This is a genomic window from Tateyamaria sp. GN1-10, assembly GCF_055693845.1.
On the sequence record NZ_JBVFUR010000003.1, the window covers coordinates 174924 to 188142 of the forward strand.

Annotated in this window: 14 protein-coding genes and 1 pseudogene; 10 read left to right on the forward strand and 5 right to left on the reverse strand. The window is 59.2% G+C overall.

The window, feature by feature from the left end:
- Positions 1–4: 4 nt before the first annotated feature.
- The 3 genes from ACZ1HN_RS01445 to ACZ1HN_RS01455 form a co-directional block, all read right to left on the reverse strand.
- The gene (locus ACZ1HN_RS01445) at positions 5–1069 is read right to left on the reverse strand and encodes a YeeE/YedE family protein (protein WP_472726182.1); all 1065 of its coding nucleotides are present in this window, start codon (positions 1067–1069) and stop codon (positions 5–7) included.
- A gap of 84 nt (positions 1070–1153) precedes the next feature.
- Positions 1154–2098: an MBL fold metallo-hydrolase gene (locus ACZ1HN_RS01450; RefSeq protein ID WP_472726265.1), complete on the reverse strand. Its 945-nt coding sequence runs from the start codon at positions 2096–2098 to the stop codon at positions 1154–1156.
- A complete protein-coding gene (locus tag ACZ1HN_RS01455; protein WP_472726183.1) occupies positions 2098–3012 on the reverse strand; it encodes an MBL fold metallo-hydrolase in 915 nt (304 codons plus the stop codon). Before ACZ1HN_RS01455 ends, ACZ1HN_RS01450 begins: the two co-directional genes overlap by 1 nt.
- 138 nt (positions 3013–3150) lie before the next feature.
- Between ACZ1HN_RS01455 and ACZ1HN_RS01460 the strand changes: the two genes are divergently transcribed.
- The 10 genes and pseudogenes from ACZ1HN_RS01460 to ACZ1HN_RS01505 all read left to right on the forward strand — a co-directional run bounded on the left by ACZ1HN_RS01460 (position 3151) and on the right by ACZ1HN_RS01505 (position 8085).
- Positions 3151–3816: a Crp/Fnr family transcriptional regulator gene (locus ACZ1HN_RS01460; protein ID WP_472726184.1), complete on the forward strand. Its 666-nt coding sequence runs from the start codon at positions 3151–3153 to the stop codon at positions 3814–3816.
- A gap of 97 nt (positions 3817–3913) precedes the next feature.
- A complete protein-coding gene (locus ACZ1HN_RS01465; protein ID WP_299206328.1) occupies positions 3914–4129 on the forward strand; it encodes a YgaP family membrane protein in 216 nt (71 codons plus the stop codon).
- Position 4130: 1 nt separating this feature from the next.
- A complete protein-coding gene (locus ACZ1HN_RS01470; RefSeq protein WP_299604997.1) occupies positions 4131–4562 on the forward strand; it encodes a YeeE/YedE family protein in 432 nt (143 codons plus the stop codon).
- Between the two features lie 3 nt (positions 4563–4565).
- Positions 4566–4997: a DUF6691 family protein gene (locus tag ACZ1HN_RS01475; RefSeq protein WP_299206324.1), complete on the forward strand. Its 432-nt coding sequence runs from the start codon at positions 4566–4568 to the stop codon at positions 4995–4997.
- Positions 4998–5031: 34 nt separating this feature from the next.
- The gene (locus tag ACZ1HN_RS01480) at positions 5032–5916 is read left to right on the forward strand and encodes an MBL fold metallo-hydrolase (protein WP_472726185.1); all 885 of its coding nucleotides are present in this window, start codon (positions 5032–5034) and stop codon (positions 5914–5916) included.
- A gap of 27 nt (positions 5917–5943) precedes the next feature.
- Positions 5944–6375 carry a protein tyrosine phosphatase family protein gene (locus tag ACZ1HN_RS01485; protein ID WP_472726186.1) on the forward strand — a complete coding sequence of 144 codons (432 nt, stop codon included), beginning with the start codon at positions 5944–5946 and terminating at the stop codon, positions 6373–6375.
- 108 nt (positions 6376–6483) lie between these two features.
- Positions 6484–6725 (forward strand): annotated as a pseudogene (locus ACZ1HN_RS01490) (SulP family inorganic anion transporter); the annotation flags it as partial.
- A 53-nt stretch (positions 6726–6778) separates the two neighbouring features.
- Positions 6779–7255 carry a DUF1403 family protein gene (locus ACZ1HN_RS01495; RefSeq protein WP_472726266.1) on the forward strand — a complete coding sequence of 159 codons (477 nt, stop codon included), beginning with the start codon at positions 6779–6781 and terminating at the stop codon, positions 7253–7255.
- Between the two features lie 108 nt (positions 7256–7363).
- Positions 7364–7873, forward strand: coding sequence for a DUF4172 domain-containing protein (locus ACZ1HN_RS01500; RefSeq protein WP_472726187.1), 510 nt, complete (start codon positions 7364–7366; stop codon positions 7871–7873).
- Positions 7807–8085, forward strand: coding sequence for a Fic family protein (locus ACZ1HN_RS01505; RefSeq protein ID WP_472726188.1), 279 nt, complete (start codon positions 7807–7809; stop codon positions 8083–8085). Before ACZ1HN_RS01500 ends, ACZ1HN_RS01505 begins: the two co-directional genes overlap by 67 nt.
- 437 nt (positions 8086–8522) lie before the next feature.
- Here the strand turns inward: ACZ1HN_RS01505 and ACZ1HN_RS01510 are convergent, their stop codons facing one another.
- Positions 8523–11582 (reverse strand): valine--tRNA ligase, encoded by a 3060-nt coding sequence (locus ACZ1HN_RS01510; RefSeq protein WP_472726189.1) that lies wholly within the window; start codon positions 11580–11582, stop codon positions 8523–8525.
- A 408-nt stretch (positions 11583–11990) separates the two neighbouring features.
- The gene (nqrF, locus tag ACZ1HN_RS01515) at positions 11991–13211 is read right to left on the reverse strand and encodes an NADH:ubiquinone reductase (Na(+)-transporting) subunit F (protein ID WP_472726190.1); all 1221 of its coding nucleotides are present in this window, start codon (positions 13209–13211) and stop codon (positions 11991–11993) included.
- Between the last annotated feature and the right edge of the window lie 8 nt (positions 13212–13219).

The window sequence follows — 13219 nt, forward strand, 5'->3', positions numbered from 1 at the left end:
CTGTTCAGGCCGATTGAACCCGTTGAGAGCGTGACGCCATCCAGCGATGCGTGATCATTGCGCCAAGCCACATGCAGAAGACCGCGACCCACGCCGTCAGCGCCATGATGGACCCGCCGGCCATGCCCGCGCCGACCGCGCAGCCACCTGCAAGCATACTGCCAAAGCCCATGAGGACACCGCCGACGAGATAGCGCTCCATCGGAGTGTCTGCATCAAAGCGTTGAACACGCGCCTCACCCTTGATGAGCGCTGCAAGAAGGGCGCCAACGAACACACCCGGGACAAGGCCCAGGCCGAAGCTGGGGATCACGTTAGGGGCAGCAACGAGCGCCATGAGCGTGTCGGTGGAAGGGCCGGTGAAGGTGACAGATTGCACCGCGATCACCTCGAATGACACTTGAGAGATGGCATATGTCGCCGCCCACCCGATACAGACGGCGACGCCGACGAGGGCAGCAGCAGCAAGTTCTGACAAGGGCACGCGGTGCAGGCGGCCAAAGACTACAGAAACCACAAAGGCGACCGCGGCGACAGTGGTCAGCGTGGCCAATCCCATTCCCATCATGGCCGTAACACTGCGGGCAGACCCACCAGGAACGGTCCACACCAAAGCGAGCGCTTCCCGCACTGGAGACAGCGCGCCGCTGAGCGCTGCCTGTGCCACGATTGTCACGACAAGCCCAGTCATGATGGCCCGCAGGTTCCCCGTGGCGGACAAAACCAGAAGCCGGCTGACGCACCCGCGGGCAAGGATCATGCCTGCACCGAACATCAGCCCACCAATGATTGCGCCCGACAGGCTACCTGTAGCCGCCAGTTGGCGGGCATCGCTGGTGTCAAGTGCGCCGGTGAGGATCGTGGCCTGTACCGTGACCAATGCGGCAAAGAACGCCACCAACCAAACGGCGAGGCGGGGCCCGGACTGGCCCTCTGACACCTCGACCGCGGCGGCGCGCAAGCAAAACCTGGAATGCAGGGCCGTAGCCCCAAAGAGAAGTCCGACGAACAGGCCCGCTGCGCACATCACCGCCGGGTCACCGAACCGGTCAATCAGGGATTCCAGCACCGTACGCTCCTGTCTTCGTCCGCCCGTGCTTGATGTGCCAGTATTACCGCGTGCCCGCTTTGACCCATCGCAAATGCGAAGGCCTTATTCGAACTCCATCTGTTCAAAGACGCGGCCAGCGTTCTTGGTCGCCAACTCCTCAAATGTATCAAGATGGGCGTAAGGCGACTGATCGACGTAGTAGGCGTTGGCCAAGTCACCGCCCGCGTCTAAATGCGCTCCGATCTGTTGCCGCAGGTAGACAAGGTAGTCACGCGTGTAGCGGCGGACCTGATCCATGTTGGTGGGGTGGCCGTGGCCGGGGATCACATAGGTGGCGTTCAGGGCCTCAAAGCAGCACTCCCACGTGTCGATCCAGTCGGCCGTCATCGTGTCGGCAAAAATCGGCAGCATCCGTTCGTGGAACGCCATGTCGCCCGCAATCACAAGGCTTTGCTCGGGCAGCCAGACCTGCGTATCACCGGGGCCATGTGCGGGACCCAGGTGCAGCACCTCAATCCTGAAATCGCCTATCTCGATGATCTCCTGATCCTCGAACGTCTGTGTGGGTGGTGCGACAAAGGTGCGCTCGGCCTTGTCGCGGTTGTAGCGTTTCATGCCTTCGAGGACACGGTGCCCGTTTTCCTCGATCTCGTGCGCGGCATCGACATGGGCGAGGATTGGCACGCCTTGTTCGGCCCAGTAGGAATTGCCCAGCATCGCGTGGCCCTGACCATTTTCATCGATGACGAGTTTCACGGGTTGGTCGGTAATCACCTTGATCTCGTCATGCAGCGCCTTGGCCAACAGATAGGCAGCCCCGCCATTGATCACGACAACGCCGTCGCCGGTAACGATGAAGCTGAGGTTGTTGTTGTGGCCACTGTTCTCGTAGGTCGGCGGGGCTGTGGCCCCGATGGCGGACCAGACATGTGGGATCACCTCCACCGGTTTGGAATAGAGCAACGAGCCGGGGTACTGGTCCGCGATATCCTCGCTGGCGAGGGCGGGCAGGGGGATGAGTGCGGCAAAAAGAAACAGCCAGCGCATCATACATCACCCGGCACGAGCACGTACCCCTCTGCATCCGTGTCCACGCGGCCCATGCCACCTTGTGGCAGGTGGAAGCCGACGATCTGCATCTGTTCGGATGTGATCCGGTCGAACAGCACCTTGCGTGTGGCCGCGGCCAAGGTGCCGTCTTGATCGGACCCGCTGATCCATTCCGGTTTGCGAAAAGCCACGTGGTGATTGCCGATGGCGTCCCCGATGACCAGCGCGCTGTCAGACCCATTTCGCAGCTCGAAGCTCATGTGACCGGGCGTGTGACCGGGGGTCGACACGGCAGCAATGCCGGGCAGGATCTCTTCCCCGTCGTCAAAAAGCTGCACACTGTCCTCGATCACCTCCATCCGGCGCTTGGCGCCCACGGCAAAAGCGGCGCGCGCGTCGCCGATGGTGTTGACGGTTTCAGGGTCCCACCAATAATCCCACTCGGTCCGGCCCATTTTATAAGTGGCGTCATAGAACAGCGGTTCGTCAAATTCGTCGAGCAGGCCCCAGATGTGATCAGGGTGGGCGTGGGTGAACACGACATGGGTGATGTCCTCGGGCGTGAGTCCGGCCGCGTCTAAGCTGTCGAGAATAGCGCCCGCAGTTGGCATGAAGTCCGGACCGGAGCCCACATCGAAAAGCACGGTGTTCGTCCCATCGCGGTAAAGCGCAAGGTTGCATTCCGGTGTCAACCGCTCGTCCGAGATACCGTATTCTGTCAGGATCGGGGCCAGTTCGTCCTTGGGCATGGGGTCGAAGATGAAGCTGCCGGGCAGCGTAAGGCTGCCGTCGCTGATCGTGGTGAGGGTCGCGGCGCCCAAGGACGCGTCCGCCCGGGCGAGGCGTGGCGCGATCCCTGCCAGCGGCACCGCGGCGGCAGTTTGCAGAAATGAGCGGCGTGACTGGCGCATTGAATCCCTCCATTTAATTCTTATATTCGAATATGAATGTATTTAGCGGCTATGACAAGATGCCTGTCGCGCTGGCCGCATCGGAAACGAACCACGGCGCCAGATCCGGTGGTGGCGAAACATAAGGATCAGAGGACGATGGGCATCGATGACTGGACAGAGCGCTTTCAGGGGACGGCAGCCTTGCCGCGAACGGTGCGCGACCGGCTCTTGCACAGCGCGCGCATTGTGCGCCTGCAAGCCGGCAAGACGGTGTTTGGCCCCGACAATATCCCGGACAGCCTCATGTTCCTGGTTGATGGGACCATCCGTGTGTCGCAATCGTCCGAGGGTGGCCGAGACATCGTGCTGTACCGGGTTGAGGCCGGGGAAAGCTGCGTTCTGACGACCGCGTGCATGTTGGCCGAAGAGGCATACAATGCCGAAGGCACAGCAGAAACGGATGTTGTGGCTGTGATCCTGCCACGCCTCGCCTTTGACCGACTGGTCGCCGAAGAACCTGCATTTCGCAGCTTTGTGTTCGCGGCCTATTCGCGCCGGTTGATTGATCTTTTGCGTGTGGTTGATGATGTCGCCTTTGGCCGCATCGACGTGCGGTTGGCTGAACGGCTGATTGCATTGGCTGGGAACAACACGCAGATTTCCGCGACACACCAACAGCTTGCCAGCGAACTTGGCACAGCACGCGAGGTCATCTCGCGCGTGTTGCAGGACTTTTCCAAACGCGGGCTGATCCAGCAGACGCGCGGACACATCATCTTGAAAGAGCTTGAAGGCCTGCGCGCGATTGCAGACAGCACCTGAACCCCGGAAATCCTTTCCAGTTTGGTGACAATATCACTGAAGTGCGGGAACCAAGCCAGTATCCTGAGAACAGAATGAACGCGCTGGAGGACTTCGCATGACTGTGAACGTTGGAACTGTTGACCGCATTTTTCGCGCTGGCTTGGGCGTTGGCCTTTTGTACATCGCATTTCTGAGCGGTCTGCCGCTCTTTGCGGCGCCCCTGTTCAAATATGGTGCTGCGGCGATCGGCATCGTGATGTTGGCCACATCGACGCTGAAAATGTGCCCGATCTATTCGATCCTCGGGCTCAAGACCTGCCGGGACTGCTGACATGGAGACCGCGTTTACACCCGTTCTGTCTTTTGGCGGCGGGCTTGCCATCGGCCTTGGTGCAGTCCTTCTGATGCTGGGGCTTGGGCGCATTTTTGGCGCAACGGGCATCCTGTCAGGTGCCGTGTTCTTCGAGAACCGGGAGGAGCTGTCGTGGCGTCTTGCCCTGATGGTGGGCATGATCCTTGCGCCCGGATTGATCTTTGTCACCACGGGCGAGATGCCCGCGATTAACGTACCCATCAGCCCGGCAATGATCGTTGTGGGCGGTGTCATCGTTGGGCTTGGCGCAAGCCTTGGGTCCGGGTGCACGTCCGGCCACGGGGTCTGCGGTTTGTCGCGCCTGTCCGTCCGGTCGCTGGTGGCCGTTCCGACGTTCATGGCGACGGCTGCCATCACTGTTTTTGTCATTCGTCACGTGTTGGGAGGGTAAGCGATGAAACTCCTGTTCGCCCTAGTCACAGGGATTGTTTTTGGCACCGGAATTGCGATTTCCGGCATGATGGACCCCGCCAAGGTTCTTAATTTCTTTGACCTGGTTGGCACGTGGGACCCCAGCCTTGCCTTTGTCATGGGTGGCGCTCTGGTGGTCACCTTCGTTGGTTACCGGCTGGTGTGGCGGCGGGACGCGCCGCTGTTCGGAGGGCGGTTCCAGGTGCCTACAGGCACTGAGATTGACGGGAAACTGGTCGGCGGGTCTGCCCTCTTCGGCATCGGCTGGGGCATCGCGGGGTTCTGCCCTGGCGCGGCCATTCCGGCGCTCGGCACCGGGCGATGGGAGGTTGCGTTGTTCCTGGTGGCGGTGGTTGCTGGGTTCGGCCTGCGCCGACTGCTCGCACCGATCGCACGGAACAAGGTCGCGCCGTGACGCCCACCAAAACATGCATATCGGAGGACATCGCATGACATCCTATCCCGTAGACATGGATACCACACCACTGGTCGAGGCATTTTTTGACGAATCCACCAACACCATCAGCTACATCGCCAAGGACCCGACCTCGGGTGCCTGCGCCATCATCGACAGCGTCATGGACATCGACTACGCCGCCGGGCGGATCACCTCCGGGCATGCAGACACCATGATCGCGCGCGTCACCGAGATGGGTGGCACGCTGGAGTGGATCATCGAAACCCACGTCCATGCTGATCACCTGAGTGCAGCGCCCTATATCCAGCAGCGGCTGGGCGGCAAGATCGGCGTCGGGTCAAAAATCATGGTGGTGCAGGACACGTTCGGGAAGGTGTTTAACGAAGGCACCGAGTTCCAGCGCGATGGTAGCCAGTTCGATGCACTGTTCGAGGACGGCGATACCTACCGGGTCGGCAACATGCAGGGCTTTGCCATGGCTACGCCGGGCCATACCCCGGCCTGCATGGTGCATGTCATAGGCAACACCGCCTTCGTGGGTGATACTCTTTTTATGCCCGACGGCGGATCGGCACGTGCGGACTTTCCCGGCGGGGACGCGGGCGAGCTTTTTGATAGCATACAGAAGGTGTTGGCGCTGCCGGACGACATGCGCCTGTTCATGTGCCACGATTACGGCCCCGGTGGTCGAGACATCGCATGGGAAACGACGGTGGGCGAAGAGAAGGCGCACAACATCCACGTTGGCGGCGGCAAGACAAAGAGGGAATTCATTGAGTTCCGCACCGAACGCGATGCGCAACTGGACATGCCCAAGCTTATTATTCCGTCGCTGCAAGTGAATATGCGCGCAGGCGAGGTGCCGACCGATGCGGATGGCAACCCGATGCTCAAGGTCCCGATCAACGCGTTGTAGCGCCGAAAGGGGATGCCTCAAATGGACATGAAAAAGATCACCGACGTACTGACGGTCAGCCCTCAGATCCATCTCGCGGATATGGCAACGATCAAGGCAGCAGGCGTCAAGACAATCATCTGCAACCGCCCCGACGGGGAAGTGACAGACCAGCCCGGTTTTGCCGAGATCGCGGCCGCTGCGGAAGCGGCTGGGCTCGAAGCGTGTACCATCCCAGTGACACCTGGACAGATCATCGATGACGACGTGACCGCCTTTGCGACAGCGCTTCGGGGCGGACCGCACCCGGTGCTGGCCTACTGTCGCACCGGCACGCGCTCGGCGATGCTATGGGCTTTCCATGTGGCGTGCACCCACGCTACGTCTGACATTCTGACCGCGACGGCAGCGGCGGGTTATGACCTAGGCGATGTCACAGACCGCATTGCAAACGGCGGCAAAGTCCCCGTATTAGGCTGATGTCCTGATGCGAGATATGTCCCATGCAGAGTGCGAACTGCGTGTGCGGGACATCGCGGTTGGATTGAAACCGGCCCAACCAAATCTGTTTGCCAAAGAGCGAGGCCCATGCGCCTGAAACACTATTTCCCCATCGTTGATTGGAGGCGCACCTATACCCGGGCAGCGCCATCGAACGAGCTGTTGGCCGCGCGGATCGTGACCACTATGCTAATCTCACAGTCGCTGGCTTACGCGCTGCTGGCCGGGTTGCCGCCCGAGGCAAGGATTTACGCCTCCATCACGCCGATCTTCCTCTACGCTGTATTCGCACCAGTCGCGCGTTGGCCGTGGTGTCGTTGCTCACGGCGACTTGTTGGCATTATGGCGAGATGCCGGGCGGCTTCGACTGAATGCCTGGGATTTGCGCACGTGCCTGAAGGTCTTTCTTGGTCCAAACTTTGAGGATGAAGCGGCAGACTGGATACGGGCGGGGGCCGACCATGCAATCACACATGGACCGCTTGCGGGATGTGTTTCCGTGATGCGGGCAGTCCTTGAGGCAGATGACCGGGCAGAGCGGCTGGCGTGTCTGCTTTCTGATGTGGTTTTGGCGCGTGCGCAGAACTGGAAAACGATCTTGCCAGTTTTGGCACATCGCCTCACGAAAGCGATGTTGCGGGACCTGGTTGTAGACGTGCATGGGGCCGAGCTGAGAATCCAGAAACGCCTACTTGATGGGATCGAAGACGCGATCGGAATTTCACGAGAACTGGCTCAAGAGAGAGAGAGAGAGAGAGAGAGAGAGAGAGCACTTCGGGCCGTGGCTTCAAAACTTCGCGCCAAGGGCGCGGACGCGGCAGTCACGATCTTCTGTCTCGGCTGCGCTAGAAGGATCTGATTGCGAGCGGGCCAAGAGCGCCCAGGCCGGGTGTGCCAAATACCTTCGTGACGACAGAGACGTTTCTGGCGACGTTCGATTTGCAGACTTTGCGAGACTTACCACAGCTTGAGCAGCGTTTCCTACTTCATCGGGCGAAGTTCTGGGTGCCGTCCACCATATGTCAGCCCATCGGAGCGTGATCAGCTTCGCATCGACCTGCTGAGCGATGAAGCCATGAAGACCAGTGCCATCGAAGGTGAGATGCTCGACCGGCTCAGCGTACAATCCTCGCTCCGCCGACAACTTGGTTTGGCGCTGGACAAGTATCCGAGCAAACCACGTGAGCAGGGCGTGGCCGAGATGATGGTCGATGTCTACTCCACCTATGCCGAACCGCTCACGCATGAGACTTTGTTCCGGTGGCACGAGATGCTCTTGTCCCATGACCGGCGTCTGGAAGCGGTCGGGGCCTATCGGCAGCACGAAGACGCGATGCAAATTGTGTCGGGCCGCCTTGATCGGCCGGTCGTGCATTTTGAGGTACGTCATCCGCGCAGGTTCCAGACGAGATGGACCGGTATGTCGATTGGTTCAACAAGACCGCGCCGGGTGCGGAAGAACCGTTACCGGCGCTAACGCGGGCAGGTCTCAGTCATCTCTACTTTGAAAGCACCCATCCCTTTGAGGACGGAAACGGGCGTTTGGGGCGGGCCATGGCAGAGAAGTCGCTGGCTCAGAACATCGGCCAGCCGAGCCTCATTGCTTTGGCTTTTACGATCGAGCGGGCGCGGAAGGTGTACTATGACCAGCTTGAGCAGCACCAGAAGACATTGGAGGTTGCGCCCTAGCTGGATTGGTTCGCCGAAACCGTTCTGACAGCACAACAGGTTACTCTTGATCGTGTCGGGTTCTTCATCACGAAGGCACATTTCTACGACCATCACCGCGAAAGGTTGAACGAGCGGTAGGCCAAAGCGATCGAGCGGATCTTCCGTGAAGGACCCGAGGGTTTTAAGGGTGGCCTGAGCGCCGAGAACTACATTTCAATTACTGGCACGTCCCGCGCGACAGCGACGAGGGACCTACAGAACCTCGTTGAAATGGGTGCCGTCACCCGCACCGGAGAGAGGCGGTACACACGTTACTGGCTCAAGCTGGAAACAACAGGTCGCTAGCCTTTTGGATTCTAGCGGGACGCAGACTTTTGCCCCGGGTAGACGGGCGTTGGGTCGGCGTTCTTCCTTCAGAACCTGGGACGCCAAGGTGAACAGGGATCAATCTGTTTTTAGCCGAGTTCCTGAAGTCGGGCGATGGCCGCTTTCATTTCAGCCTCTTCCCCTTCGCGCAGGCGCAGGTTTTCCTTGGCTTCTGCGACCACCTCATCCGGCGCCGAGGCCACGAATTTCGGGTTGTTCAGCCGGGCACGCAGCCCGCCCAGTTCTTTGCCCAGCTTCTGCATCGTCTTTTCCAAACGCGCAATTTCCGAGCCCACGTCAATCAACCCTTCCAGCGGGATCCCAAAGGTCCCGCCATCCGTGGGAATTGTGACGCAGCCTTTGGGGAAACTGTCCACGTGTTCCAGGCTTTCGATCCGGGCCAGCCGCTGGATCAGTGCCGCGTTGTTGTCCCAGGCCGATTGTCCCTTGGTCTCTAGTCCCATGACAAGCAATGGCACTTTTGCGCCTGCCGGCACATGGACTTGCGCGCGCGCAGAACGGATGCTTTCGATTAGCCCGATCACCCAGTTCATTTCGCGGTCTGCATCAACGTCGACCAGTTCCGTCCCGTATTCCGGCCAATCGGCGTGGATGAGCATTTTGGCGCGGTCGCCCGCCAGCCCCCAAAGCTCTTCAGTAATGAACGGCATGATCGGGTGCAGCATGATCAGGCATTGATCAAGCACCCAGCGCAGAGTCTGTTCGGTCTCGGCCTTGGCCGCCGCATCATCGCCTTGCAGGATGGGTTTGGAAAACTCCAGATACCAGTCGCAGACTTTGCCCCAGGTGAATGCGTAAAGCGCGTCGGCCGCGTCGTTGAACCGGTAGCTGTCCATGCCGGCATCGACGGCCTCGCGAACCTTGCCGGTTTCGCCGATGATCCATTTGTTGAGCGTCTGCGTGGCTTCGGGCCGGGGCGCGTCACCCGGATAGGGGATCTGGTAGTGATCGGCGAAGCTGAACGCGCTCCACAGCTTTGTGCCGAAGTTGCGGTAGCCCTTGATCCTGTCTTCGCTGATTTTCAGAACGCCGCCCAAGGCCGCCATTTGCGCGTTGGAAAAGCGGAGCGCATCTGCGCCGTAAGCATCGATCATGTCGAGGGGGTCGATGACGTTGCCGCGCGTCTTCGACATCTTCTCGCCCTTCGCGTCGCGGACAAGCTGGTGCAGGTAGACGGTGTGGAACGGATCGTCTTGCAGGACGGCTTGCGACATCATCATCATCCGTGCAACCCAGGGGAACAGAATGTCCTGGCCGGTGACGAGAACGTCGCCGGGGAAGTATTTCATCGCCGGGTCGTTTTCGTTGGGCCAGCCGAGCGTGCCAAAGGGCCAGAGGCCAGAGGAGAACCAGGTGTCTAGGACGTCGGGGTCGCGCCTTAGTGTTATTCCGATCGTTCCGTCATCAAATTTGTCATCACCCCAGACGGCGGCTTGAAAGCTAGCCTTTTTGGCAGTGTCTAGCTCTTGTGACATGTCCTGAATTGTGAAAGAGGCCGCGTCTTCGAGTTCAGTTACCCGCGAAATACTTGGCTTCTTGGCTTTGATCTCGTCAGCAACAGCTTCAAAACTTGCACCGCAATAGAAATTCCCATGCCTGTCATACCAGACAGGGATCTGATGCCCCCACCACAGCTGCCGGGAGATACACCAGGGTTCGATGTTTTCCAGCCAGTGATAAAATACCTTTTCGCCTGACTCGGGCATGATCTTGACCCGGCCTTCGCGGACGGCATCCAGCGCGGGCTGGACGATTTTTGACGAGTCCACAAACCATTGATCGGTCAGCATCGGCTCGATGACCACTTTGGAGCGGTCGCCGAACGGTTGCATGATTTTTTTGGCCTCTACGAACGGGATAGTCGCAGGCAGTTCAGGCTGGTCGCCATCGGGTGCCTCGGCGGTTTCAAGCGCCGGGTTTGCGATCATAACCGCGTTCCCCTCTGCCGTGATATCCGCGACGATGCGCGCGCGCGCCTCAAGTCGGTCAAGGCCCCGGTATTCATCGGGGACGAGGTTCATCGCGGCAACTTTGCCTTCGTCGAAACCCTCTTCACCCCGGGCAATGCGCTGTGCGCTGGCGGCCGCTGTGTCATATGGTTCACCGTCGTCGCGCATATGCGCCTTGGTGTCCATGAGGTTGTACATCGGGATGTTGCCACGCTTCGCAACTTCGTAGTCGTTGAAGTCATGCGCGCCGGTGATCTTGACCGCACCTGACCCGAAATCCGGATCGGGGTAGCGATCGGTGATGATTGGGATCAGGCGGCGGTGTTCCTTGGGGCCGACCGGGATTTCGCACAGCTTGCCGACAATGGGGGCATATCGCTTGTCCTCGGGGTGCACGGCGACAGCGCCGTCGCCCAGCATGGTTTCCGGCCGGGTCGTGGCGATTGAGATATAGTCGCGCATTTCGCGGAGGGTGACGTTGCCGTCTTCGTCCTTCTCGACATATTCATAGGTTTGCCCGTCCGCGAGCGGGTACTTGAAGTGCCACATATGGCCGTCAACTTCATTGTTCTCAACCTCGAGATCGGAAATTGCGGTTTCGAAATGTGGGTCCCAGTTGACCAGCCGTTTGCCGCGATAGATCAGGCCGTCGTTGTACATCTGCACAAAGACCTTGAGAACGGCGTCATGGAAGTTACCGGGCTTCTCTGTCGCGGGTGCGCTTGCAGCCCCGGACATGGTGAAGGCCGAGCGTTCCCAATCCATACTATCGCCGAGGCGACGCGCCTGTTGTTCGATCACGCCGCCCTTGTCCGCTTTCCACTCCCAAACTTTCGAGATGAACTCGTCCCGCGGCATCTCGGACCGTTTGCGATTCTCTCCGTCCGCGGCCATCTGTTTTTCAACCATCAACTGGGTTGCGATGCCCGCGTGATCCAGCCCGGGCTGCCACAGGACATCATATCCCTGCATCCGCTTCCAACGGGTCAGCATGTCCATTAACGTGTGGTTAAACGCGTGGCCCACATGCAGAAAACCGGTCACATTGGGCGGGGGCAGCTGGATACAAAAGGTGTCCGCACCGGGTTTGGCATTGGCCCCGGCTGCAAACGCGCCTGAATCTTCCCACATTTTGTATATGCGCGGTTCGGCCTCGGCTGCGTTGAATGTCTTTTCCATCTGCGGCTTCCATTGTCTTTCGTGGGCTATACTCCAGACCATATCCAACAAGAAGACCCTAAAGCCCAGCCGAAATAGTCGAGTTGGAGTTTCCCCGGTTGTATGCGCGGTTATGGGTATGGAGACGCCTGCCTGTCAGCCGCAGTTCCTTTGCATCTGGTCGGAGACTCATAGCCCAAAGCGGAAAGGTGACGCGAGGGGGTAGCCCCATGCAACGTACTCGACTTGTATGGCGACCCAGGCACACCGTAGAGGTTGCGCGGTGTGACCGCCATGTTCATCGCATCCAAAACGAGCGGCACCTTTTGGTCGTTCCCCATAGCCCAGCGGACAATGTGGCTACTGAAGGTATCCGTGATGTATTGGCCAGTATCCACGCCCACTCCCGACGCAGCGGGGGCAGGCCCACTAGCCTCCAAAATCATCCAGCATGATATCTTCGCGATCGACACCAAGGTCCATCAGCATGTTGATGCAGGATGAGTTCATGATTGGAGGACCACACATGTAATATTCGCAGTCTTCTGGTGCGGGGTGATCCTTGAGGTATTCGTCATGCAGGACATTGTGGATGAAGCCCGTGTATCCTGACCATTCATCCTCCGGCAGTGCATCCGAGAGGGCGACGTGCCAAGTAAAGTTCGGAAATTCTTTGGCTAGCTCGTCGAAATCCTCGACAAAGAACATCTCTTTTCTGGACCGCGCGCCGTACCAGAACGTAATCTTACGATCGCGGTTCTTCAGGCGTTTGAGCTGATCAAAGATGTGGCTGCGCATGGGCGCCATGCCTGCGCCGCCGCCGACGAAAACCATTTCCTTTTGCGTATCCCGGGCAAAAAACTCGCCAAACGGACCGGAAATCGTGACCTTGTCGCCGGGTTTGAGGTTGAAGATGTAGGACGACATCTGACCGGGGGGGACATCCGATCCCGGAGGCGGTGAGGCCACCCGGACATTGAGCATGATCAGCCCTTTTTCCTCGGGGTAGTTGGCCATTGAATAGGCCCGCTCGATCGGTTCGGGCACGGTTGACTTGTATTGCCACAGATTGAACCTGTCCCAATCCTCTCGGTACTCGTCCTGTACGTCGAAATCGGTGTAGCTCAGTGCGTGCTGGGGCGCTTCGATCTGGATGTAGCCACCCGCCCGAAAATTCACATCTTCGCCCTCGGGCAATTCCAGCACGAGGTTCTTGATGAATGTCGCCACGTTGTCGTTGGACTTGACGGTGCATTCCCACTTTTTGACGCCGAACACCTCTTCGGGAACTTCCACCTCCATGTCCTGCTTGACAGCGACCTGACAGGACAGGCGGTCGCCACAGGAGGCTTCGCGCTTGGTGATGTGGCTTTCTTCGGTCGGCAGTATGGACCCGCCGCCGGAATGAATACGGACACGGCATTGGGCACAGGTGCCGCCACCACCACAGGCTGAGGGAACGAAGAGTTTTTGCTCGGCCAAAGTCTGCAAGAGTTTGCCACCAGCGGGCACCGAGATCGTCTTTTCGCCATTGATGGTGATGTTCACATTGCCGCTGGAGACAAGCTTGGACCGGGCGGCGAGGATGATTGTCACCAGCGCCAGCACGATCAACGTGAACAGAAGAATACCAAGACCAAAGGTTTCCATAACAATCG